This is a genomic window from Roseomonas alba (genome assembly GCF_019430885.1).
In the GTDB taxonomy this organism is placed as follows: Bacteria; Pseudomonadota; Alphaproteobacteria; order Acetobacterales; family Acetobacteraceae; genus Neoroseomonas; species Neoroseomonas alba.
In genome coordinates, this window is record NZ_JAHYBZ010000005.1 from 222,654 (window position 1) to 246,656 (window position 24,003).

The 24,003-nt window shown below is 67.4% G+C and carries 19 protein-coding genes; 8 read left to right on the plus strand and 11 right to left on the minus strand.

From position 1 onward, the window contains the following. Window position 1: 1 nt before the first annotated feature. The 7 genes from KPL78_RS15660 (at window position 2) to KPL78_RS15690 (ending at window position 9,151) form a co-directional block, all read left to right on the plus strand. Complete coding sequence (locus KPL78_RS15660; RefSeq protein WP_369412766.1) at window positions 2-3,145, plus strand: efflux RND transporter permease subunit; 3,144 nt, start codon at window positions 2-4, stop codon at window positions 3,143-3,145. Between the two features lie 15 nt (window positions 3,146-3,160). After that, the gene (locus KPL78_RS15665) at window positions 3,161-3,559 is read left to right on the plus strand and encodes a hypothetical protein (protein ID WP_219763916.1); all 399 of its coding nucleotides are present in this window, start codon (window positions 3,161-3,163) and stop codon (window positions 3,557-3,559) included. Continuing rightward, a complete protein-coding gene (locus KPL78_RS15670; RefSeq protein WP_304621875.1) occupies window positions 3,556-4,308 on the plus strand; it encodes a response regulator transcription factor in 753 nt (250 codons plus the stop codon). The genes KPL78_RS15665 and KPL78_RS15670 overlap by 4 nt, the downstream gene beginning before the upstream one ends. Before the next feature lie 10 nt (window positions 4,309-4,318). Then, window positions 4,319-5,617: an ATP-binding protein gene (locus KPL78_RS15675; RefSeq protein ID WP_219763917.1), complete on the plus strand. Its 1,299-nt coding sequence runs from the start codon at window positions 4,319-4,321 to the stop codon at window positions 5,615-5,617. A 99-nt stretch (window positions 5,618-5,716) separates the two neighbouring features. Further along, the gene (gene copM / locus KPL78_RS15680; protein ID WP_219763918.1) at window positions 5,717-6,175 is read left to right on the plus strand and encodes a CopM family metallochaperone; all 459 of its coding nucleotides are present in this window, start codon (window positions 5,717-5,719) and stop codon (window positions 6,173-6,175) included. A gap of 188 nt (window positions 6,176-6,363) precedes the next feature. Next, window positions 6,364-6,654, plus strand: coding sequence for a DUF411 domain-containing protein (locus KPL78_RS15685; RefSeq protein WP_219763919.1), 291 nt, complete (start codon window positions 6,364-6,366; stop codon window positions 6,652-6,654). Between the two features lie 94 nt (window positions 6,655-6,748). Beyond that, window positions 6,749-9,151, plus strand: a complete 2,403-nt coding sequence (locus KPL78_RS15690; RefSeq protein ID WP_219763920.1) for a heavy metal translocating P-type ATPase — start codon at window positions 6,749-6,751, stop codon at window positions 9,149-9,151. A gap of 276 nt (window positions 9,152-9,427) precedes the next feature. On the opposite strand, the gene KPL78_RS15695 is transcribed toward KPL78_RS15690, so the two are convergent. The 7 genes from KPL78_RS15695 to KPL78_RS15725 are packed head-to-tail and all read right to left on the minus strand — an operon-like array spanning window position 9,428 to window position 16,238. Next, complete coding sequence (locus tag KPL78_RS15695) at window positions 9,428-10,417, minus strand: cyclase family protein (protein WP_255569051.1); 990 nt, start codon at window positions 10,415-10,417, stop codon at window positions 9,428-9,430. Then, on the minus strand, window positions 10,320-11,387 hold the full coding sequence (locus tag KPL78_RS15700; RefSeq protein ID WP_219763922.1) for an ABC transporter ATP-binding protein: 1,068 nt from the start codon (window positions 11,385-11,387) through the stop codon (window positions 10,320-10,322). Before KPL78_RS15700 ends, KPL78_RS15695 begins: the two co-directional genes overlap by 98 nt. Window positions 11,388-11,392: 5 nt before the next feature. Next, entirely contained in the window at window positions 11,393-12,187 is a 795-nt protein-coding gene (locus KPL78_RS15705; protein ID WP_219763923.1) for an ABC transporter permease, read from the minus strand. After that, window positions 12,184-13,047, minus strand: a complete 864-nt coding sequence (locus KPL78_RS15710) for an ABC transporter permease (protein ID WP_219763924.1) — start codon at window positions 13,045-13,047, stop codon at window positions 12,184-12,186. Before KPL78_RS15710 ends, KPL78_RS15705 begins: the two co-directional genes overlap by 4 nt. Next, entirely contained in the window at window positions 13,044-14,159 is a 1,116-nt protein-coding gene (locus KPL78_RS15715; protein ID WP_219763925.1) for a cysteine hydrolase family protein, read from the minus strand. The genes KPL78_RS15710 and KPL78_RS15715 overlap by 4 nt, the downstream gene beginning before the upstream one ends. 13 nt (window positions 14,160-14,172) lie before the next feature. Then, window positions 14,173-15,231, minus strand: coding sequence for an ABC transporter substrate-binding protein (locus KPL78_RS15720; RefSeq protein ID WP_219763926.1), 1,059 nt, complete (start codon window positions 15,229-15,231; stop codon window positions 14,173-14,175). A gap of 29 nt (window positions 15,232-15,260) precedes the next feature. Continuing rightward, a complete protein-coding gene (locus tag KPL78_RS15725) occupies window positions 15,261-16,238 on the minus strand; it encodes a Bug family tripartite tricarboxylate transporter substrate binding protein (RefSeq protein WP_219763927.1) in 978 nt (325 codons plus the stop codon). 173 nt (window positions 16,239-16,411) lie between these two features. Between KPL78_RS15725 and KPL78_RS15730 the strand changes: the two genes are divergently transcribed. After that, window positions 16,412-17,947 carry an LLM class flavin-dependent oxidoreductase gene (locus tag KPL78_RS15730; protein WP_255569052.1) on the plus strand — a complete coding sequence of 512 codons (1,536 nt, stop codon included), beginning with the start codon at window positions 16,412-16,414 and terminating at the stop codon, window positions 17,945-17,947. Between the two features lie 131 nt (window positions 17,948-18,078). On the opposite strand, the gene KPL78_RS15735 is transcribed toward KPL78_RS15730, so the two are convergent. The 4 genes from KPL78_RS15735 to KPL78_RS30815 are packed head-to-tail and all read right to left on the minus strand — an operon-like array spanning window position 18,079 to window position 23,997. Beyond that, window positions 18,079-20,349, minus strand: a complete 2,271-nt coding sequence (locus KPL78_RS15735) for a xanthine dehydrogenase family protein molybdopterin-binding subunit (RefSeq protein ID WP_219763928.1) — start codon at window positions 20,347-20,349, stop codon at window positions 18,079-18,081. Continuing rightward, window positions 20,325-20,819 carry a (2Fe-2S)-binding protein gene (locus KPL78_RS15740; RefSeq protein ID WP_219763929.1) on the minus strand — a complete coding sequence of 165 codons (495 nt, stop codon included), beginning with the start codon at window positions 20,817-20,819 and terminating at the stop codon, window positions 20,325-20,327. Before KPL78_RS15740 ends, KPL78_RS15735 begins: the two co-directional genes overlap by 25 nt. Continuing rightward, window positions 20,816-23,143 carry a xanthine dehydrogenase family protein molybdopterin-binding subunit gene (locus tag KPL78_RS15745; protein ID WP_219763930.1) on the minus strand — a complete coding sequence of 776 codons (2,328 nt, stop codon included), beginning with the start codon at window positions 23,141-23,143 and terminating at the stop codon, window positions 20,816-20,818. The genes KPL78_RS15740 and KPL78_RS15745 overlap by 4 nt, the downstream gene beginning before the upstream one ends. After that, the gene (locus KPL78_RS30815) at window positions 23,140-23,997 is read right to left on the minus strand and encodes an FAD binding domain-containing protein (RefSeq protein ID WP_219763931.1); all 858 of its coding nucleotides are present in this window, start codon (window positions 23,995-23,997) and stop codon (window positions 23,140-23,142) included. The genes KPL78_RS15745 and KPL78_RS30815 overlap by 4 nt, the downstream gene beginning before the upstream one ends. Window positions 23,998-24,003 lie beyond the last annotated feature (6 nt).

The following is a 24,003-nucleotide window of genomic DNA, read 5'->3' on the forward strand; positions in this document are numbered from 1 at the left end:
CGTGCTGTTCAACGCGATCATCGGCGTCTCGCTGCGCAACCGCCTGTTCGTGCTGGTCGCAGCCATCCTGGTCAGCCTGTATGGTGTGTTCACGCTGTCGCGCATGCCGGTCGATGTCTTCCCCGACCTGAACAAGCCCACCGTCACGCTGATGACTGAGGTCGAGGGCTTCGCGCCGGAGGAGGTGGAGCAACTCGTCTCCTTCCCGATCGAGACGGCGGTGAATGGCCTGCCCGGCGTGACGCGCGTGCGGTCCGTCTCCTCGGTCGGGCTGTCGATCGTGTTCGTGGAATTCGACTGGGGCGCCGATATCTGGCGGGCCCGCCAGCAGGTCAGCGAGCGGCTGGGGCAGATCCAGGCGCAGCTTCCGCCGCGCGTTCTACCGAGCATGGCGCCGGTCTCCTCCATTATGGGGGAGATCATGCTGGTGGCGATGACGGCGCCGGCAAATGGCTCGGTGGGGCCGATGGAGTTGCGCGACCTAGCCGACTGGGTCATGCGTCCGCGGCTGCTGACCATCCCCGGCATCTCCCAGGTCATCCCGATCGGCGGGGAGGTGCGGCAATTCCGCGTCATGCCGGATCTCGACCGGCTGCACGCGCTGGACCTGACCAATGACCAGCTCATCACGGCACTCGGCCAGTTCGGGGCCAATGCCGGTGGCGGCTATGTCGACCAGGCGGGCCGGGAGTTCCTGATCCGCAACATCGGGCGCACCACCTCATTGGAGGATCTGCGCAACGCTACGGTGGGCTTCCGGGAGGGTCAGCCCATCGCCCTGCGGCAGGTCGCGCGCGTGGAATACGGCGCGCGCTTCAAGCGCGGCGAGGCGGGGGTGGATGGCCAGCCCGCGGTGATCCTCGCCATCGCCAAGCAGCCCGGCGCGGACACGATCCTACTGACCCGCACGGTGGAGGCTGCGCTCGCCGAGCTGCAGGCCGGCATGCCGCGCGGCGTGGTGGCGGACCGGATCAAGTTTCGCCAGGCCGACTTCATCGCGCAATCCATCGCCAATCTGCAGCAGGTCCTGGCCGAGGCCTTCGTCGTCGTCGCGATCGTGCTCTTCGCCTTCCTGCTCAACACCCGCACGACGCTGATCTCGCTGACGGCGATCCCGCTGTCGATCCTGCTGACGGCGATCGTCTTCGCCGCCTTCGGCCTGTCCATCAACACCATGACGCTGGGCGGGCTCGCCATCGCGGTGGGGGAGCTGGTGGACGATGCGGTGGTGGATGTCGAGAACATCCTGCGCCGCCTGAAGGAGAACGCTGCCCGCGCGGTGCCTGAGCCGGTGATGCAGGTGGTGATCGCCGCGAGTGCCGAGGTCCGCTCCGGGATCGTCTATGCCACGCTGATCATCGTGCTGGTCTTCCTGCCGCTCTTTGCCCTGACTGGCATCGAGGGGCGACTGTTTGCGCCGCTCGGCATCGCCTACATCGTCTCGATCCTGTGCTCGCTGCTGGTGGCCGTGACGGTCACGCCGGTTCTGTCCTACTGGCTGCTGCCGCGCATGCGGCGGATGCATGTCGGCGATGGTGCGCTGGTGCGTGCGGTCAAGTCCGGCCAAGACCGGCTGCTGCACTGGGCCTTTGCGCATCGCGCCCTGGTGCTGGGCGTGGCTTTCGGCACCGTTGGCATCGCCGCGGCCAGCGTGCCCCTGCTGCCCCGCGCCTTCCTGCCGCCCTTCAACGAGGGCACGCTGGTCATCAACGTCACCTACCAGCCCGGCATCTCGCTGGCGGAATCGGATGCGCTCGGCCGCGTCGCGGAAGGCCTGCTGCTGCAGGTCCCGGAGGTGAAGGGCGTCGGGCGCCGCACCGGCCGCGCCGAGCTCGACGAGCATGCCGAGGGCGTGCATTCCTCCGAGCTCGACCTCGACCTGCGCGAGGGCGGCCGGCCTCGCGCCGTGGTGTTGGCCGACATCCGCGCCCGGTTGGCGGCCCTGCCGGCGGCGATCAATATCGGGCAGCCGATCAGCCACCGGCTGGACCACATGCTGTCCGGCGTGCGGGCGCAGATCGCGCTCAAGATCTTCGGCGACGACCTCGACACGCTGCGCACCCTGGCCGAGACGCTGCGCGGCCGGCTTGCCGCGGCCGTGCCGGGCCTGACCGACCTCCAGCTCGAACGCCAGGTGCGCATCCCCCAGCTTCGGATCGCAGTGGATCACGAGCGCGCGGGCCTCTACGGCGTCTCGGCCGCGGCGCTGACGGAAACGCTGGAATCGCTCACCGGCGGCACGGTGGTCAGCCAGATCCTGGACGGGGCGCGGCGCTTCGACGTGGTGCTGCGCCTGGCCGATGAGGACCGGACCACCGCCCGGCTGGCCGAGGCCCTGGTGCCCACGCCACATGGTCGCGTGCCGCTTGGCCTGCTGGCGCGGGTGGAGGAAGGCGACGGGCCGAACCAGATCCTGCGGGAGGGTGCACGCCGCCGCATCGTGGTGCTGGCGAACACCGCGCCGGCGGCCGACATGGCGCAGGTCATCGCAGGCATCCGCGCCGAGCTGGCGCGCATGCCGATGCCAACAGGCTACACCACCGCGTTGGAAGGTACCTTCCAGGCGCAGGAAGAGGCGATGCGGACCATCGCGGTCCTCGCCCTCATCTCGCTCGGCCTGATCTTCGTCGTGCTCTATTCGCGCTATCGCTCCGTCATGCTGGCGCTGATCATCATGGGCAACGTGCCGCTCGCGCTGATCGGCGCCGTGGCGGCCATTTGGATTGCCGGGCAGTCGCTCTCGGTCGCGACGCTGGTGGGCTTCGTGACGCTGACGGGCATCACCACCCGCAATGGCATCCTCAAGGTCAGCCATTACCTCAACCTCGCGCTGCATGAGGGCGAACGCTGGGGCCTGGCGCTGGTCCTGCGCGGTTCGGCCGAGCGGCTGACGCCGGTGCTCATGACGGCGCTGTCCGCCGGCTTGGCACTGGTCCCGCTGGCGATCGGCGCGGATGCGCCGGGCAAGGAGATTCTGCACCCGGTGGCCGTCACCATCCTGGGCGGCCTGGTCAGCGCCACGCTGCTCGACACGCTGGTGACGCCCATCCTGTTCCATCGCTTCGGCCGGCGGGCGCTCGAACGCCTGCGTGCCGACGCCGAGGAGCGCCGCGCTGGCGGTGCGCTCGCCCCTGAGACATTCTAGGCCAAGGAGATATCGATGCAGACCAGGCGCAGCCTGCTGACCACGACATTGGTGCTGGCGCTTCCGGCGATGGCGCTGGCGCATGGGCCGTCGCGTGGCCCGAATGGCGGGCAGATGCAGGATATCGGCAGCCATCATGGGGAACTGCTCGCGCAGGATGGGCGACTGACTTTCTTCCTGTTCGACGGCAATGATCGCCCGCTCACCGTGAATGGTGCCACGGCGACCGCGATCGTGCTGGGTGGCGGGCGCCAGCAGACCGTGACCTTCGCGCCGCGACCCGACGGCGCGGCGCTGGTCGCCAGCGGGGAGTTCCGCGCCGAGCCGGGCCTCCGCGTCGTGGTGCAGCTCACCCCCGCTGCCGGACAGCCTCGCGTCCAGGCGCGTTTCACCCCCGTCGACGCGACCAGATGAGTGACACCGCCGAGCGCCGACTGCTGGATCCGGAGGCGCATATCCTCATCGTCGAGGATGACGGCGAGATGCGGAGCCTGGTTGCGCGCCTGTTGCGTGAGGCGGCCTTTCGCGTCTCCGCCGCCCGCGATGGTCGCGAGATGTGGGAGGTCCTGGACAATGCGGCCGGCCAGCCGGATCTCGTGCTGCTCGACGTGATGCTGCCGGGCGCATCCGGCCTTGACCTGCTGCGTCGGCTCCGTGAACGCTCGCGCGTGCCGGTGCTGATGCTGACCGCGCGGGGGGAGGAGATGGACCGTGTGCTGGGGCTGGAACTGGGCGCCGATGATTATGTCGCGAAGCCTTTCGCCCCGCGTGAGCTGGTCGCGCGCGTTCGCGCGCTGTTGCGCCGCGCCGCTCCGGCGGATGCCCAGCCCGACCCACGGTCGCGACGGCTCGCCTTCGCCGGCTGGGTGCTGGATACGGCGCGGAGGGAGCTGACCTCGCCGGAAGGGGTCGCCGTCGATCTCTCCGGCGCGGAGTACGATCTGCTGATGGCCTTCCTCGAGCATCCGCAGCGCGTGCTCTCACGCGAGCAACTGCTGGAGGTCGCGAAGCGGCGCGTCGGTGCTGACCCCTTCGACCGGACCGTGGATGTGCAGGTCAGCCGGTTGCGCCGCAAGATCGAGCCGGAGGATGACAGCCCGCCGCTGATCAAGACCGTGCGCGGCGCCGGCTATGTCCTGGTCGCCGATGTCACCCGCGCGTGAAGGTGCGCGCATGAGGTATCTCTGGCCCGCCAGCCTGGCCGGGCGGATCACCTTGCTGCTGCTGGGCGGCTTGATGCTGCTGCATGCCGGCAGCATGTGGGTGCATGAACGCGCGCTGCGCGACACCGAACAGGGCGCGCGGCTGGAACGGCTGGCCGATCACCTCGCTGCGGCGCGCTGGGCGGTCGCACCATTGGCCGAGGCCGACCGCGATGCGGCGGCGCATGCCCTGTCGCGGCCGGGTCTCGAGATCCACTGGGATCGCGTGGCCCCGGTGCCGGCGGCAGCCCCGCCCCAGGCCCTCGTCGAGGCCTCCACGCGGCTCGGCGCCGGCGCTCGGCTCGACTGGGATCCCAAGGCGGAGCCGGGCCATCGCGTCCTCGGCGCCCTGCCGGCCGAAGGCGGCGGCTGGATCGTCTTCTCGGCACCTTGGCTTGCCGCCGGTGGCAGGGCGCTCGATCACGGCGCGATCTATTCCATGGTCGCCATGGCGCTCGGCATCGCGCTCGTCTCGATCCTGGTGGTGCGTTGGATCACCGGACCGTTGCGGCGCCTGGCCACCGCGGCGGATCGCATTGGCCGTGATCCGGCCCCGCGACCAGTGCCCATGGAAGGGCCGGAGGAGGTGCGCCACGCGGCGGCCGCTTTCAACGCGATGCAGGACCGCATCGCGCGATTGCTGGAAGACCGCACCGGGGCTTTGGCGGCGATGAGCCACGATCTGCGCACGCCGCTGTCCCGCCTGCAGCTGCGCGTAGGCTTCCTGCCGGAGGGCGAGGATCGCGCGCGGCTCGAGGCCGACATTGCCGAGATGGAGTCGATGATCGCCCGCACCCTCGATTTCATCCGCGAGGGTCGCGATGCCGAGCCGGTGCAGCCCGCCGACCTGGCGGCGATCCTGCAGACCCTGGCCTCTGACGCGGCCGATCAGGGCCACGACGTGGCCTATGAGGGACCGGGGCGGGTGGTGCTGCCGCTCCGTCGCAGCGCGGCGAAGCGCGCGCTTTCGAACCTGGTCGACAATGCCCTGCGCCATGGCCGTCCCCCGGTCCGCCTGCGCATCCGGGACGAAGGCGCGATGATCTGCGTCGAGGTTTCCGACGCCGGTGCCGGGATTGTGGAGGCCGATCGTGCCCGGGCGGTGGCACCCTTCGTCCAGCTCGATCCCGCGCGTAGTGGCTCGGGGGTCGGCCTGGGACTGGCCATTGCGCAGCGATTCGCGCAGGCGAGCGATGGCGGGCTTGAGCTTCACGAATCGAGCGAGGGCGGCCTGCTGGTCAGGCTGCTTCTACCGCGGCGCGCCGGCTGAACGCCGCGACGCGGTGACATACTTTGTCATGCCGCAGAGAGGCTCCGCAGCGCCCGCAGCCGCATGGTGATGGGGTCGAGGAACTGGAGCTTAAGTCCCATGCGTCGCACACTTCTGACTGTCACCGCCGCCATCGCCCTGCTGGGGGGCGGCGCGTTCGTCCTGGCCCAGGCGCAGCCGCAGCCCCAGGCGCAGCACGGCATGCCAATGATGCAGGCCCAGCCCATGTCCCCGGCGATGCCGATGATGCAGGGCGGCGGGCAACCCGGCCACGCCGCCGCGCAGCCACCCGCAGACGCCAGTCCGGTCACGCGCGCCTTCATCGCGGCGAACGAGAAGATGCATCGCGACATGGCGATCACCTTCTCCGGAAATGCCGACCGTGACTTCGTCGCAGGCATGATTCCGCACCACCAGGGCGCGATCGACATGGCGCGGATCGTGTTGGACAACGGCAGCGATCCGGAAGTACGCGCCATCGCGGAAGCCGTCATCCGTGAGCAGGAACGCGAGATCGTGCAGATGCGCGCAATCCTGGCCCGGATACCCGCGCCATAATGCGGCGACGCCTCCTTGCCACCACCCTCGTGGGCGCGGCGATGCCCGCCTTCGCCTAGCCTGGTGAGCGCGTCGAAGTTCGGCGCGACCCCCATTGCGGCTGCCGTTCAGCCTGGATCGCGCATCTCCGGGACGCGGCCTTTGACATCGAGGATCGCGTCCTCGTCTCGGTGGCATCGTTCCGGGCGATGCTCGACACGCTGGACGATCTGCTGTCCTACCATGCCGCGCGCGGGTCGCTGGCCCTTGGGCTGGAAGGCCACGTGCCGGCGTTGGCGATACGTCGCCTGCTCTCGGCACGACCGGACGGCGTCGTCGGCCTCGCCGTACCGGGAATGCCCATCGGGTCGCCCGGCATGGACGTCCCGGGACAGCCTCCGGGGGCGTATGACGTGATGGCTTGGCGCGCCGATGGCACGCAGGCGCCCTTCATGCGCTTCGTGGCGGTGCGACCTGCCAGATGCAAGTGCGGGATGTAGCACGCGCCTTCAAATGCCGTAGTGGGCGCCCCATTGTCTGCCTACCGAAAGTCGCTTGGCGTTGGCGCGCCGGCACATCCATCGGAGTCTGGCCATGAACGAACCGCACGGTCATAACCTGCAATCGGACAACGTGCATGGCCATCACAAGCACGCGGATCACGTCCGAGGAGCGGCCACACCGCACGATCCGGGCGCGACGGTGAAGGATCCGGTCTGCGGGATGGAGGTGGATCCGGCGGCGACGCCGCACCACGCCGAGCATGATGGCATCTCCTATCACTTCTGCTCGGCCGGTTGCCGATCGAAGTTCATGGCGGACCCCGCGCATTACGTCCACCCGAAGCCCGTGCTACGCGCCGAGCCGGCGGCCCCGGGGACGATCTACACCTGCCCGATGCATCCGCAGATCCGCCAGGCGGGACCTGGAAGTTGCCCGATCTGCGGCATGGCGCTTGAGCCTGAGGTTGCCGATGCTGAGGCCGCGCCAAACCCCGAACTGATCGACTTCACTCGCCGGTTCTGGATTGGCCTCGCGCTTACGCTGCCCATTCTCGTGCTGGAAATGGGCGGGCATCTCTTCGGCCTCGAACATCTGGTCGGCCGCCCGACCTCGAACTGGATCCAGCTGGTGCTCGGCACGCCCGTGGTGCTCTGGGCCGGGTGGCCTTTTCTGCATCGTGGCTGGCTGTCCCTGGTAACGCGCAACCTCAACATGTTCACCCTGATCGCACTTGGCACAGGCGTCGCCTGGGCCTACAGCGTGACCGCGACGGTGGCACCGTCCGTATTCCCTCCTAGCTTCCGCGCCGCCGACGGTTCGGTCGCGGTCTACTTCGAAGCGGCCGCCGTGATCGTCGTGCTCGTTCTGCTCGGCCAGGTGCTCGAGCTCCGAGCCCGGGAGCGCACAGGCAGCGCGATCCGCGCGCTGCTGAAGCTCGCACCCGACATGGCTCGCCGCCTCCGCGGCGACGGGATCGAAGAGGAGGTGCCACTCTCTGCCGTCGCGGTCGGCGATAGGTTGCGCGTCCGTCCCGGCGATAAGGTCCCTCTCGATGGTGAGGTGCTGGAAGGTGCCAGCAACCTGGACGAAAGCATGGTCACCGGCGAGTCGGTGCCGGTGGCGAAGTCGCCGGGTGCGCGGGTGATCGGCGGCACGCTGAACGGTCAGGGCAGCTTCGTGATGCGTGCTGATCGTGTGGGTCAGGACACCGTGCTGTCGCGGATCGTACAGATGGTGGGTCAGGCACAGCGCAGCCAGGCGCCAATCCAGCGCATGGCAGATCGTGTGGCGGCCTGGTTCGTGCCGTTGGTCGTCGCGGTCGCTGCTGTCGCGTTCGTCGCCTGGCTGATCTGGGGGCCGGACCCACGGGCAGCCTATGCCATCGTCGCAGCGGTAACCGTGCTGATCATCGCCTGCCCCTGTGCGCTCGGCCTTGCGACGCCGATGTCGATCATGGTCGGCGTCGGCCGCGGCGCGCAATCCGGCGTACTGATCAAGAACGCGGAAGCGCTTGAGAGGCTCGAGGGCATCGACACGCTTGTCGTCGATAAGACCGGCACGCTGACGCGCGGCCGGCCGGAGGTGGTCGCCATCGTGACGGCCCCGGACACCAGCGAGGTGGATGTGCTGCGCCTTGCCGCCGCACTGGAGCGCCCGAGCCAGCATCCGCTGGCGGAAGCTGTGGTGCGGGCAGCCGAGGCGCGCGGCCTTGCAGTGCCGTCGGTGGAAGGCTTCGACGCACCCACGGGGCGCGGCGTGACAGGCATGGTCGAAGGCCGGGCAGCGGCCGTCGGCAACGCCCGGCTGATGCAGGAACTCGGCGTGGACATCGGCCCGCTCGCGACAGAGGCCGAGCGACTGCGCGGCGAGGGCGGCACCGCCTTCTTCGTAGCCAAGGACAGCCGGCTGGCGGGTATCGTCGCCGTAGCGGATCCTGTGAAGGAGACAACGGGGGAGACCCTCGCGGGGCTCGCCGCCGAGGGCATCCGCGTGGTGATGCTGACGGGCGACAACCGCACAACGGCGGAAGCCGTGGCCAGGCGGCTCGGCATCGCCGAGGTCGAGGCGGAGGTCCTGCCCGAGGACAAGCAGCGCGTCGTCGAGCGCCTGCGTGCAGAGGGCCACCGGGTGGCGATGGCAGGGGACGGCGTAAACGACGCGCCCGCCCTGGCCGCGGCGGATGTCGGCATCGCGATGGGGAGCGGCACGGACGTCGCGATCGAGAGCGCGGGCGTCACGCTGCTCGGCGGCGATCTTTCGGGCATCCTGCGTGCCCGCCGGCTATCCCGTGCCGTCATGCGCAATATCCGGCAGAACCTGTTCTTCGCCTTCGCATACAATGCGGCGGGCGTCCCTATCGCGGCGGGAGTGCTATACCCCTTCTTTGGCATATTGCTCTCCCCTGTAATCGCGGCGGGCGCGATGGCGCTGTCCTCCGTGAGTGTGGTCGGCAATGCGCTTCGGTTGCGTGCAATTGACCTGCGTTCGGCGTAGGCGCTCGTGAGACAAAGCGGCGACGAGGCGGTTACGCGCTGCGCAGCTGCAACGAGTGCTTCATGAACCGCCTGAAGAACAGCCGCCCGTGTCGCTACCCGCGACGACCGACCGCCGACAGCTTCCTTGGCTTCACGGCCAATCCGCACCACCAAATGCCGGGACCAAACATCTAGAGCATTTCCGGCGAACGTCCGTTCACCTGCAATGCTCTAGGCATGTGCTTTTGCGAGCATCTTCACCTGTCCAGATGAGTTCATCCGGACAGGATCTGCTCTAGCCAATCCGTCGTCCAAAGATGGCGTTGGCAACGTCACCCACCGCCGTGACGCTCTCACCTGCATCTTCGATGCACAGGATCCGGCAGGGGCTGGCCTCCAGGCCTTCATAGCGCCACGGAAACGCGCCGATAATGCAGCGCTTGTTCAACATCATCTCGATGTCGCCGCCGACATTCTCCGCGTGGATGATGCCATGCTGGAACGCGAGAGAATGGAAGGGGAAGATGTTGTCGCGCACCAGGCGGCCGGATTTGTGGGTGTATTCGAAGGTCCCGAAATAATCGCCGCAGCTCTTGCCGACGCGCGACTCAAACTCCTTCGCCAGGTCCGGCCGCATCTCCCGGATCGAGGTGTTCATGGCGTGATCGCCGGACCCGCAGTCGATGCCGAACCACTTGATCTTCTTCGCGATCATCCACTCCAGCAGCTCCAGCCCGCCGCCCGGATGCATACAGAAGTAGCGCACCAGATCCTGCTTCGGCTTGCCTTCCCAATACCGATGCCAGCCGGTGTGCAAGATCAGGATGTCGCCTTCCTTCACCTCGACGCCCGAGGATTCGATCATGGCCGGCGTGATGACTGCCCAATCATCCATGTGCGAGGAGACATCGACGACGGCACCGGGCGCGACAAGAAAATCCATCGCATAGGAAGCCATGTCGCCCATGCCGTCGGTGCCGTGCATGGCGCCATCGATATGCGTGCCGACATGCAGCGCGCTGTCGATGCGCTGAGCGACGATGCGCTTGGTCTGCAGGTTCTGCGCATAATACATCTGGTTGCCGGCATAGCCGACCCAGCCCGGCGTGTGCACGTTCATCAGATGCGTCAGGTCGGTGATCTTCATGATCGATCCTTGATGGACTTGAAGAATGACGGCGCCAGTTTCAGGACTGGAGCAGGTGGACGGCTTCAGGTCGCCAGCGCGCGGTGACCGCGTCGCCGGCGGAGAAGCGCAAAGGCGCATATCCGGAAGCGCCGTCATTGGGTTCGCGCGACATGAGCGTCTGGCCATCCGGCAGGCGTAGCGTGTAACTCGTGCTCGTGCCGTGATAGACGGCTTGCAGGACGGCAGCAGTCAGCGCGCCCGTCGTGGCCTCCGCACCTGGTTGCAGCAGGACTTCCTCGGGACGGATCGCCAGTTCGACGGTGCTGCCATCGGCGCCGACCTGCTGCAGCGGGCCGGGCAAGGCGCCCCCCCCTGCCAGGAGGACGCCGCCAGACCAGCGCCCCTTGAGGAAGTTCGTCACGCCCATGAAGTCGGCGACGAAGCGCGTCCGTGGCGCCCGGAACACCTCCTGCGGCGTGCCGAGCTGTTCGACGCGCCCCTGGTTCATCACGGCGACGAGGTCGCTGAGCATCAGCGCTTCCTCCTGGTCATGCGTGACGAAGAGGGCAGTGATGTGCAGATCCCGCGTGATCTGGCGCAGCTCCACCTGCATTGCCTCGCGGAGCTTGCGATCGAGCGCGCCGAAGGGCTCGTCCAGGATCAGGATGCTCGGTTCTATCACGAGGGCCCGGGCCAGCGCGACGCGCTGCTGTTGCCCCCCGGAGAGTTGGTTGGGATAGCGATCGGCCAGATGGGCGAGGCGGACGATCTCGAGCAGGCTGCGCACCCGCCGGGCGATCTCGGCAGGCGCCACGCGGCGCATCTTGAGGCCGAAGGCCACGTTCTCGGTGACCGTCATGTGCGGGAAGAGCGCCAGGCTCTGGAACACCATGCCGATGCCGCGCTGCGCTGCGCTCAGCGCGGTGACGTCACGGCCATCGATGCGGACGGTGCCGGTGGTCGGCGGCACCAGCCCGGCGACCATGCGCAGCGTGGTCGTCTTGCCGCAGCCGCTGGGGCCGAGCAGAGTCAGGAACTCGCCTGACTGTACCTCCATCGAGACAGTCTCGACCGCCTGGAAGACGCCATAGCGCTTGCTGAGGTCACTGAGCTGAACGTGAGCCATGACGTCTAGCCGGCCAGCAGACGCTTGAGACCGAAGCTACGTTCGAGCAGAACGGCCAGGCCTAGCGTCACCGCGATGAGCATGGAGGAGATGGCAGCAATCGAAGGGTCGAAGCTGTATTCGAGGTAGGACATGATCGCCAGTGGAAGGGTTGTGGTCCGCGCATCTACCAGGAAGAGCGAGACCGAGACGTCGTCGAAGGACAGGATCAGCCCGAAGACGAGCCCGGCCAGGATGCCGGGCCGGATCAGCGGCAGCAGGATGTAGCGGAAGGACCGCAGGCCGGAGGCGCCGAGGGTTTCGGCCGCTTCCTCCAGCGCCGGATCAAGCCGCGCCAGCGAGGCCAGGACGGTTCGGATGCTGTAGGGCAGGATCGCGACTGTGTGACCCAGCAGCAGGCGCAGCGGCGCCTCTCGCACGTCGAGCGCGGCGAGCGCGATGAGCAGCGAAATGCCGGTGACGATGCCCGGCACGATCAGGGGCGCGAGGAAGATCGCCTCCAGCGCCGACTTGCCCCGCCAATGGCTACGGTGCAGGCCAATGGCCGCCAGCACGCCGATCGGTGTCGCCAGCAGGCCGGCCGCCACGGCGAGAGCGAAGCTGATCACGGCGCCGTTGCGAAAGCTCTCGAGCTGGAGCGCATGGGCATACCAGCGCAGCGACCAGCTGCGCGGCGGGAATTGTTGCACCGGCTCGGCGTTGAAGGAGACCACGACGACGCAGATCAATGGCGCCAGCAGAAAGATATAGCTGCCGATGATGAGGCTGCGGAAGGAAACCCGCTGCATCAGCCCGATCATCGGCGACCCATCCAGCGCGCCGTGCGAACGGCATTGGCATAGAGCACGCTGCCCAGGATCACCAGGGTCGTGGCCAGCAGGACGGCGACCAGCGCCGCGCCGAAATGCCAGTCATAGGTGACAACGAGCTGCTGGTAGACCAGCGTGGTCAGCACGCCCGCGCTGCTGCCGCCCATCAGGGCCGGCGTGACATAGGACGACATGGCGAGGCTGAAGACGATAGTGACGCCGGCGGCGACGCCAGGATTCAGCAGCGGAAGAATGACCTGCCAGAAGATGGTGAAGGGCCCCGCACCCAGCGTGTCCGCGGCCTCCGGGATAGCCGGGTCGATACGATCGAAGGCCGCCAGCACCGACAGCACCATGAAGGGCAGGAAGACGTGCACCAATCCGACGATCACGGCGCCCTGGGTGAACATCATGTGCAGTGGCTCCCGGATCACACCAAGGCCGATCAGCGCGTTGTTGATGATGCCGGCATCGCCGAGCAGGAGCATCCAACCGAAGGTCCGCGCGACGATACTGACCAGCAGCGGCGCCAGCACGACTACGACGAGCAAGCCGCGCCATTGCGCAGGCGTTCGCCACAGCGACAGCGCCAACGCAATGCCGAGCACCGCGCTGATCGCCGTGGTGACGATCGAAACCCAAAGCGTCTTCAACAGGACCGAGGCATAGAACCAGTCGAGCAGCCTGGCGTAGTTGCGCAGCGTGAGAGTGGTGGTCAGTTCCACCTCGCCCACCACGGGCGGATTGAAGCTCAGGCCGATCAGATAGGCGATGGGCAGCAGCAGGCAGCCCGTGACAAGCAGGCAGGCCGGCAGCATCAGCAAGGCCGGGGAGCGACGCAGCGCGCTCATGCCGCCGGCAATCCCCATGCCTCGCGCAATGCCGCCAGCGGGCGCCGCAGCGCGAAATAGAGGCCCATATGCTCGAGCGAAGCCTCGTGCAGGTCGAGCAGCCGGTCCTTCACCGCCACGCAATCCTCGGCGACGATCGTGTAGAAATCCCGCATCGCTGCCTCGCGCACTGCGGATTCGACGCAGCAATTGGTGGTCACGCCACCGAAAACGAGAGTGCTGATGCCGTTGGCACGCAGCAGCACCTGCAGTCCGGTGTCACGGAATGCGCTGTAGCGATGCTTCACGAGAAGCGCCTCGCCCGGCGCCGGCTCCATGCCATCGACGAAGGCGCCGCCCCAGCTTCCGGCCAGGCAGACCTCCACCTCCTCCGGCGCGAAACCGTTCGTTTCGTCGGGCTCGGCGGCCGAGGCGGTCCACACCGCCGGCTCCCGGCGATCATGGGCCGGGAAGCGATATGGCGAGCCGATGCTCCGGAAAACCTGGCCATACTCGGCCTTCACATGCACGACCAACGTGCCCGCCTGGCGCGCGGCGGCCAGCAGGCTGCGCAAGCGCGGGACGGTCTGCTCGATGCGAGTGATCGGCTCCCCATTGCGGCCGACAGCACCCTGGCGATGGCAGAAGTCATTCTGCACGTCGATGAAGATGACCGCGGTTCGTGCTGGATCCAGGCGGCTGCGCAAATCGGGCAACAGGGAAGCCGCCTTCACCGCGGGCTGCCATCCGCGTAGACACGACGCCGCTGCGCGCCACGTGGCCAGAGCCGTCTCCAGCGGGAGCTCCACGACCTCATAGCCCAATGCGCGCAGGCAGGATGTCGCATTCGCGCGAAAGCCCGCGGGGAGATCCTCGGCCAAGACCACGGTGGCGATACCATTGCTGCGCAACAGCAGGTCGATCCGCGCGCAGAAATAGGCGCCGTCGGGATCGCAGCGCAGCCAGACGGCATCAGGTGCAAGCGTCCTGCTGGCCCAGTCGAGACCGACGCGCCGCCCCTGGCTCTCGACGAAGTCCAGCAGAACGCGGAACACGCCAGCCGTCGCGGCGCCGGCGGACGTGTCGCCCGCAATCAGCGCCGTGTGCGAAGGATCCTGCCAGGCGGGTGTCATCTGCGACATCCGCCTAGAAGGCCACTTCCCGGTTCCAGCGCTCGGTCAGCGCGGGCATCTGCGGAATCACCTTATACCAGTCGAACAACTGCAACCGGTCGATGGTCGGCACGCGTTCCCTCGTCGCCGCCGAGATCTCCGCGCGCGAATTGGTGGGCCCCGCGACTAGGCCGTTGCAAACCGCTTCCTGGATCGGCTTGGAGAGGGCGAAGTTCACGAAGCGCTTGCAGAGCTCAGCGTTCCGCGTATTGCGGGCGATGTGGTAGGATACCGCGCCGACCATCCCACCCTCGCTCGGGATGACATATTTCACGGGCTTGCCGGCATCGATCAGTGCGTAGGGCGCGATATGCGTCGTCATGCCGACCGCCCAAGCCTCGCCCGAGGAGAGCAGGTTGGTGATGTCGACGCCGCTGCGGAAGAACTGGCGGACATTGCCGCGCAGCTCCTTCACTGCCGCGAAGGCCGGGGCAAGATTGTCCTCATTCCCGCCATGCAGCCGGGCAGTGAGGACGATCAGTTCCCATGATCCGAAGATGCCGATCGCCGGCAGCGTCACCTTCCCGCGCAGCGCCGGATCCCACAGATCTCGCCAGGAGGTGATCGGCTTCGGCACCAAATCCTCGCGATAGGCGATGCCGTAGGAGACGTAGTCTAACCCGACGGCTTGACCACGCCATTGATCGATCCAGATCGGAGCGACGTCGGCCAGGTTCGGGATGTCAGCCTTGGTCAGTTCCAAGCCGATATTCTCCTGCACGGCCCGGATGTTGTCCGGATACGGCAGCAGCAGGACATCGATCTCCGGGTTACGGCGATTGACCATGGAGCTCGTCAGCCATTCGGCCGGGGAGCCAAGCTTCAACTGCGCGCGGATTCCGGTCTCTCGCTCGAAGGGCTCGATGATTGCGCGACGATACTCGCGCTCATAGACGCCCCCGAAGACAGTGGAGACAAAGCTACCGCCCTGCGTTCGGGCCGGCGGTGTGACACCGATGGTCAGCGTCGTGGCTGCGGCCGCGCCGGCAATGAAGTGCCGGCGGGGAACGCGGAGAGTTTTGTTGGACGGCATGAGATGCTCCTCCGGTCGATCGGATGTCATCACCGACTGGCTCGCGCGCCGGAAACGCGGACGACCTCGCCCCATTTGACATATTCGCTGCGCGCGTATTGCCGCAGTTCCTCCGGCGAGGAGGTGGCGATCACGCAGCCCAATTCCGACAGCGCCTGCTGCGTAGCTTGATCGGCGAGCCCCTCGGTAACAGCCTTACGCACCGCCTCGATTCGGTCTGCGGGTGTGCCGGGCGGGGCATAGATCGCGTACCAACCCTCAGCGATGACGTCTTCCACGCCAGCTTCCGACATGGTCGGTACATTCGGCAGCACGGGCACGCGGCTGGCGGAGGCCAATGCCAGTGGGCGGAAATCCCCGGTGCGGATATGCGGCATGACTACAGGGATATCGACCAGCAGCATGTCGATTTCACCGGCCAGCATGGCCGTCACCGCCGGGGCCCCGCCGCGATACGGGACGTGTAGCAGGTCGATCCCCGCGCGCATCTTAAAGAGCTCCCCGGCCAGATGCAGCGTGGATCCGACGCCCGTCGATCCAAAGGTGTGCTTGCCTGGTTGCTGCTTCGCGAGCGCGACGAGTTCTGCCACGCTGTTCGCCGGCACATGCTTGCCGACGACGAGGAGTTGCGGCGTGCGAACAAGCTGCGTCACCGGCGCGAGGTCGCGCTCCACGTCGTAGGGCATGCTGTCCAGCATATGCGGCATGACCGCGAGCGCGCCGGCTGAGGCCATGACAAGCGATTGTCCATCCGGCCGGCCGCGCGCCGCAGCTTCGACCGCGAGAACGCCCGCAGCGCCAGCGCGGGTATCGATGACCAGCGGCGCACCGAGCCGCGCACCGATCGGGCCAATGATGAGCCGGCCGATGGTGTCGACCGTGCCGCCGGGCGGGAAGCCGATGATGAGGCGAACCGGACCGCTGGGGTAGGGCTGGGCAAGCGCTTCGGTCGCGGCGCCCGCCGTGGCGGTTAGCATCAAGACCATCGATCCACGTCGCGTCAGCATCGTCCCGCTCCTTGCTCACTCAGCCATGGAAGCGCGTATCGCATCGACACCCCCGGCATCCGTCCGCAAGCGGATGCGCTGCCGGTTAGGCGCCGTTCCCGGGTCCCGCCGCGCCGCTTATCGCTGTCGCTCGGGACATCGGCAGCGTAAAATCGTATTTAGTCAGATTCAATATGCATTCCGCTGCCGCGGCCATTTTCGGCATCATGATCGCGGCCGACAGCATGAATGATCTGCCGTCTCTCGCTCAGCTCGCCACGGAAGGCGCGGCGCACGGCCGCTATTCTCGTCGACAGATTTTAATGCTACTAAATTTCACCGCGCTCAGCAGGGCGCGCGTCACCGTCCAGGAGCACCCGCAGGCCATGTCCATGCCCCGCCAGATGCATCTCGGCGCCTTCATCCTTGGGGCCGGCCACCATATCGCGGGCTGGCGCATGCCAGGCGCGGAGGCCGGATCGGAAAACCTGGACCTGATCAAGCGGATCGCCCGAACCGCCGAACGCGGCAAGTTCGATCTGCTGTTCCTGGCCGACGCGGTGAATACGCGGCCGGACATGCACCCTTCGATGGTGCTGCGGCTGGAACCCCTGACGCTACTGGCGGCCTTGGCCATGGTGACGGAAAGGATCGGCCTCGCCGCCACGGCGTCGACTACCTACACCGAGCCCTACAACCTCGCGCGTTATCTCGGCTCCATCGACCACATGAGCAACGGCCGTTGCGGCTGGAACATCGTCACCGGCGCCTTTGCCGATGCGGCAGCCAATTTCAGCCGCGACCGCCACCCCCCGCATGACGAGCGCTACGCCATCGCTGCCGAGTTTGTGGAGGTCGCCAAGGGCCTCTGGGACAGTTGCGAGGACGGCATCCTGACCATGGACAAGGCGAGCGGCCAGTTCCTCGACGCCGGCAAGATGCACGCGCTGAATCACGCCGGGACCTATTTCAAGGTGAAGGGCCCGCTCAACATGTCGCGCCCGCCGCAGGGCTATCCGGTCTTGATCCAGGCGGGGGCCTCGGATGCCGGCCGTGATCTGGCCGGCCGGATCGCGGAGATCGTCTATGCCGTGCACCAGGACATTGAGGTCGCCCGTGCCTTTTCCAGCGATCTGAAACGGCGGGCGGTCGGCTTCGGTCGTTCCCCGGACCACATCAAGATCATGCCTGGCATCTGCGCGATCATCGGGGGCACCGAGGCGGAAGCGAAGGCGAAGCTTGCCGAGCTTGGCGAATGCGCCGACCCCAAGGTGGCCCTCCAGGTACTTGCGGAACGCCTGGGCCATGACCTCACGGCCTTCGACCTGGATGCGCCGGTGCCCGACCTGCCACCCTCGGGCGTCATGCGTGGTCATGCAGAGACCCTGACGGCTCTGGCTCGCAAGGAGAATCTCACGCTGCGCCAACTGCGCAATGTCGTGGCCGCGAGCATGGGGCACCGCCTGATGGTCGGCACGCCGGAGCAGATTGCAGATGGACTGCAAGAATGGTTCGAGGCCGGCGCGGCCGACGGCTTCAACGTCATGCCGCCCTGGTTCCCCGGTGCCTTCGACGATTTCGTCGACCACGTCGTGCCAATCCTGCAGAAGCGCGGCCTGTTCCGCCAGGACTACACCGGGACGACCTTGCGCGATCACCTCGGCCTACCGCGCCCGGAGCATCCGCTTGCGCACCGCGTGCTTGTCGGGAGCATGGCCGCTTCAGGCTGAAGCGACTGTCCCCAGGGATCGCCGTCGAGCCGCGTGGTTCACAATCGCCGGCGATCCTACCTCAGCCGCGTGCGCTCACGAATGTCGGTCCTTCGGAGAGCCAACTCTCCGCCACGCCCGCGCGGAATACGTCACCGTCCGGCGATCGCGGCACGTAGCCGCGCCGGCGTGATCGGTAGCTGCGTGATCGGCACGCGCCGCCCCAACGCGGCATCCACCGCTGCCGCGATGGCCGCTCCCGCGGCCGTGGTGCCGCCCTCGCCCGCACCTTTCACGCCGAGTGTTCCGATGCGGCTCGGCGCGTCCTCGGTCAGCAGGATGTCGACCGGCGGCATCTCGGCGCAACTCGGCATCAGGTAGTCGGCGAAGCTGGTCGAGAGCGGCTGGCCATCATCGGTGTAGTTGAACTCCTCCAGCAATGCCCCGCCGATGCCCTGGGCGGCACCGCCCTGGATCTGACCCTCCACCAGCAGGGGGTTCACCGCGCGGCCGATGTCGTAAGCCACGGCGAAACGCTCCAGCGAGACACCGCCCGTCTCCGCATCGACCCGCGCAACGGCCAGGTGAATGCCATAGGGATAGGTCATGTGGCCGGATTCGAAAGTCGCCTCCGCGGTCAGGCGATCGGTGCCGTCCTCCGCGAGGCAAGCAGTGATCAAAGCCGGCAACGCGATCGCCGGCCCGGGGGTGGTCGGCCCGGCCACGCCGTCGCGCAGTTGCAGCGAGTCCATCGGCTGCTGCAGCAGTTCCGCGGCTTTCGCTAGCAGGCGCTGCCGGAGCTTCGCGGCCGCCAGGACGATGGCGCCGCCGGTCATCACCGTGACGCGGGTGGCGAAGGCGCCCATGCCGCGGGCGATGCGGTCCGTCTGTCCATGCGTGACGGTGACCTGCTCATACGACAGGCCGAGCTGATCCGCGGTGATCTGCGCCAACGACGTGTCGACGCCCTGCCCGACCGACGCGACGCCAGTAATGAGCTCGACGCGACCATCCTCATACAGTTCCAGGCGGACATCATCGAATGGCCCCAGGCCGCTCTTCTCGACGAAGAAGGCGAGGCCGGCGCCGACATGCTCGCCGGCGGCGCGGCGCGCGGCGAGCCGGGCCTGCAGGGCATCGTAGCCGAGATGCCGCAGAAACTTGTCGAGCAGCAGCGCATAGTCGGCGGAATCATAGACCAGCGGCGTGCCGAGCGCATCGATGCCGCGGTCGAAGGGCATCGCCGAGGACGGGATCAGGTTGATCCGTCGCACCGCGACGGGATCCATCCCCAGCCGATCGGCGATCGCATCCATCAGTCTTTCGCGGACGAAGGAGCCTTCGAAGCGGCCGGGGGCGCGGTAGGTGCCGGCCGGCGTCTTATTGGTCAGGCGGACATGCGCCGCGGCGGCATAGGCCGGGAAGACGTAGGGGCCGGGCAACATACCGGCGGCGAGGTCCGGTACCGTGCTGGCATGGGTGCGGACATAGGCACCCTGGTCGACGAAGAACGTGTCCTCCACCCCCAGCACGAAGCCCTTCGCATCCACGGCGGCGCGAATATGGTGACGTTGGTCGCGCGAATGATTCGCCGCCATGAGGTGCTCGCGCCGATCCTCGATCCATTTGATTGGCCGGCCGAGCCGCATCGCCGCCAGACAGACCAGCACGTCCTCCGGATAGAGCTCCCCGCGGATGCCGAAGCCGCCGCCGACATGGCCCTCATGAAGGTGCAATCGCTCCGACGGCAGGTCGAGCATGCGCGCAATGGCGAGGCGATTGGCATGCGGCACCTTCGACGCGCCGTGCATTCGAAGCATGCCGGTAGCGTCATCGAATTCGGCCAGCGCGCCGCGGGTCTCCAGCGGCACGCCAGTGTGACGGCCGACGATAAGATCGAGTTCCACCACATGCGTCGCGGCGGCGAAGGCCGCTCCCACGTCACCGTATTCCTTACGGATGATCGTCGGTTCGGTGCCATGCGCCGCGTCGAAATCGCCGATCGGATCGGTAGCGCGGATGATGACCGGCAATTCCTCGATATCGACGAGAACCAGCTCCTCCGCATCCTCCGCGACATAGGGATCCTCCGCGAAGACCAACGCCACGGGCTCGCCGACATAGCGCACGACACCCTGCGCCAGGATCGGCTGGCGATAGGGCTCCAACGCGGTCAGCCCCATCTGCCGAAAGCCGATCGGCGGTAGGGACGCGACATCCGCGCCAGTCCAGATCGCCACCACGCCGGGTATCGCCGCGGCGGCCAAGGTGTCGATGGACAGAATCCGCCCATGGGCAAGCCCGGCGCGCACCACCCGCATGTGGAGCTGGCCCGGCAGGTTTACATCGGCGGCGAAGCAGCCCGTACCGCGCAGCAGGGGCGGATCTTCGAGCCGTCTTACGCTGGCGCCGATTCCACCCATTTGCCCAGGCCTTTCGCCGCCTCGCGCACCGCTTTCAGGATGTTCTGGTAGCCGGTGCAGCGACACAGATTGGAGGAGAGGACGTGGCGCAGCTCCGCCTCGTCTATCGGGGTCTCGCGTTCCAGCAGCCAGGTCGCAAGCATCAGAAAACCCGGCGTGCAGAAGCCGCATTGCAGCCCGTGATGATCCCAGAAGGATTGCTGCAGCGGACTCAGCGTCGCACCGTCCGCCAGGCCCTCCACCGTGCGGATGGACCGGCCTTCCGCCTGGATCCCGAACATGAGGCAGGACCGCACCGGCTGGTTGTCGACGATGACGGTGCAGGCGCCGCAGACGCCATGTTCACAGCCGAGATGCGTCCCGGTCAGGCCGCATTGGTCGCGCAGCGTGTCCGCCAATGTGCGGCGCGGCTCGACCTCGATGGCATGGGTCATGCCGTTGACGGTCAGGGTGATGCGTTGCGTGGTCATGGGGTCGGCTCCCGCCCGCGCAGCAGCGCGCGGATGCGCGCCGGCGTCGCCGGCAGTTCGGTGATGTCGACGCCGAAGGGCGCCAGCGCGTCGCTGATGGCATTGCCGATCGCGGCCGGCGCCCCGATCGCACCGCCCTCGCCCAGCCCCTTGGCCCCGGTGATGCTGGCATCGCTGATCGTCTCGAGATGGATGATCTCGATGTCCGGAATCTCCGCGGCGGTCGGCGGCAGGTAGTCGGCCAGACTGCCGGTCAGGATATTGCCGTCCTCCGCGTAGATGATCTCTTCGAACAGCGCGTTCGCGATGCCCTGGGCGACGCCGCCATGTACCTGGCCATCAGCTATCATCGGGTTGATCAGCCGCCCCGCATCCTCGACCACCAGGTACCGCGCGATGCGCACGAGGCCGGTTTCAACATCCACCTCCACCTCGGCGAGGTGGCAGGCGTTGGAGAATGTGCCGCCGGGGTCGTAGCTCGCCGTGTCGGCCAGGTTGAAGCGGCGGTCGGCGACATCGCTGCCAAACAGGTCGCTGCGCTGATGTGCGAGGCGCGCCAGCTCCGCCAAGGGCATCGATGCCTCGCCGGCAAAGGCCTGGCCGTCGCGCAGCACGATCCCGGCGGGGTCGGCCTGCAGCATGCGCGCTGCGAGGACGCGAAGGCGGTCGGCCAGCTTGTCGGCAGCGATCTGGCAGGCACCACCGGCGATGACCATGCCACGGCTGGCGAAGGTACCCCAGCCATAGGGCGTTCGGTCGGTGTCGCCATGAATGATGCGCACGGCGTCGGGCGTCACACCCAGGCGATCGGCGATCAGCTGCGCCAGTGCAGTACGAAGCCCCTGGCCATGCGGCGACGCCCCAATCCGCGCCTCAATCTCGCCAAGCGGGGTCATGGCGATGTCGACGACCTCGTAGCCCGGCACGATGCCCATGCTGCGGGCCGCAAAGGCGGGCGTGCCATATCCCGTGCGTTCGTTAAACACCGCGAAGCCCAGCCCAAGGTAGCGGCCTTCGACGCGCGCCGCGGCCTGGCGCGCGCGGAAAGCGGGCAGGTCGGCTGCATCGATGGCGCGATCCATCGCCTCGATATAGGACGCGTCGTCCAGCGTCATGCCCATGGCGGTTCGACAAGGAAAGCTGTCGACCAGGTTGCGCCGGCGCAGCGCGACCCGGTCGATGCCGAGCTGTGCCGCGGCGCGATCCATTAGCCGCTCCATGCCGAAGGTGATGGCCGGGCGCGACACGCCCCGATAGGGCGCCATGACGCAGGTATTGGTGGTGATGCCCCGTGCCCGCGCCGCATAGGCAGGCACCTTGTAGGGGCCGGGATACTCGGCGAAGGCCATCAGCGGCTCGACACCACAGGTCACGGGGTAGCAGGAGAAGGCGCCGACATTGGACAGAATGTCGACCTCCAGCCCCCGCAACGTACCATCGGCATCGAAGGCTCCACGGATCACGTGGCGCTGATCCCGGCTGTGTGCCGATGCAATCAGGTTCTCGTTGCGGTCCTCGATCCAGGCGAAGCTGCCGCGATACTTGCGCGCCAGCCAGACCAGCAGCGGATACTCCGGAAACAGCGCCATCTTCTGACCGAACCCGCCGCCGACATCGGGTGCGACGACCTGCAGATCTGCCTCAGGCATGCCAAGCAGTTCGGCAATACCCGTGCGCAGCATGTGCGGCATCTGACACGATGCAGTCAGCCGTACACGGCCAGTGGCGCGGTCGAATGTCGCGCAGCCGCCACGGCCTTCCATCGGCGTTGCATTCTGCCGGCGCGAGCGGATACCGAGTTCGACCACATGGGCAGCACCGGCGAATGCAGCATCGCAGCCCGACTGGCGGAGTTGCCCTTCCACCAGGACATTGCCGGGCGCTTCCGGATGCAGGACGGGCGCACCCGGCGCCATGGCGGCATCGAGATCGGCGACAGCATCCTCAGGATCAATATCGAGCATCACCTGCTCGGCCAGATCCTCGGCGCGCTCGGGCGTGTCCGCGATGACGGCGGCGACCGCTTGCCCAACGAAATGCACGCGCTCGACCGGCAGAATCGGTTGGCCGATGGCAACGTAGTTGAACCTCGCCAAGGTGGGCCGGATGGTGCCCAGCCCCGCCAGATCTCGGCCGGTGACCAGCAGAGCACCGGCCGACATCTCCGCCGGTGGCGTGATGGAGATAATGCGGCCGCTGGCGAAGGGGCTGCGCACCAGGCGCACTGCGCGAGCGCCGATAGCGATATCCGCGGTATAGCTGCCCTCACCGCGCAGCAGCGCTGGGTCTTCAAGCCGCGGCAGGCGTTTGCCGGTCCAGTTCATGTCGCCACGGCTTTCCGCAGCGCCCGCTTCACGACCGCTCGCACGAGATCGCGGCGGTATTCCGGTGTGGCGTTGATGTCCTCAGTCGGCTCGAAACAGGTGGCCGCGCGCTCCGCAGCCTCGCTCCAGACGACCTCGCCCGGTGACTGGCCAACCAGCAAGGCCGCAGCCTCTGCCGCGAGGATTGGCGTGGCTCCCACACCGCCCAGGCCGATGCGCGCCTCGCGTATCACGCCGCCTTCAACCTGGAGCGCGACGACCGCCATCGCCAGTGCGAAATCGCCGGCACGACGGTTGAATTCACTGAAGCCACAACGCCAGCCCGAGCCAAGCATCGGCAGCCGCACCTCGGTCAACAACTCGTTGGGCTGCAGGGCTGTGGTGAAAATCGACTGGAACCAGTCTCCGGCGGTGATCAGCCTTTCCCCTGCGGTACTGGCGGCGACCAAGGTGGCGCCCAGCGTCAGCGCAGTGCAGCACCATTCTGAAGCGGGGTCGGCGTGCGCCAGGCTACCGCACATCGTGCCGCGGCTCCGGATCGGCGTATGGGCGATGTTGCGCACCACATCGGCCAGCAGCAATCCCAGTGGACCCGTGACTACCGGCGTCTCGAAGCGAGCATGACGGGTCAGCGCGCCGACGCGCAACACCTCGCCCTCGGGCCGGCAGAAATTAAGCGCTTCGATGCGGTTGATGTCGATCAGCACGGCGGGCCGAGCCAGGCGGAAAGCCATGGTCGGCACCAGGCTCTGGCCGCCCGCGAGCACCTTGCCGTCTTCGCCATGCGTCGCCAGCAGCGCCAGTGCCGCCTCGGGCGTGAGCGGCGCGTGGTAGTCGAAGGCGGCAGGCTTCACGCGACC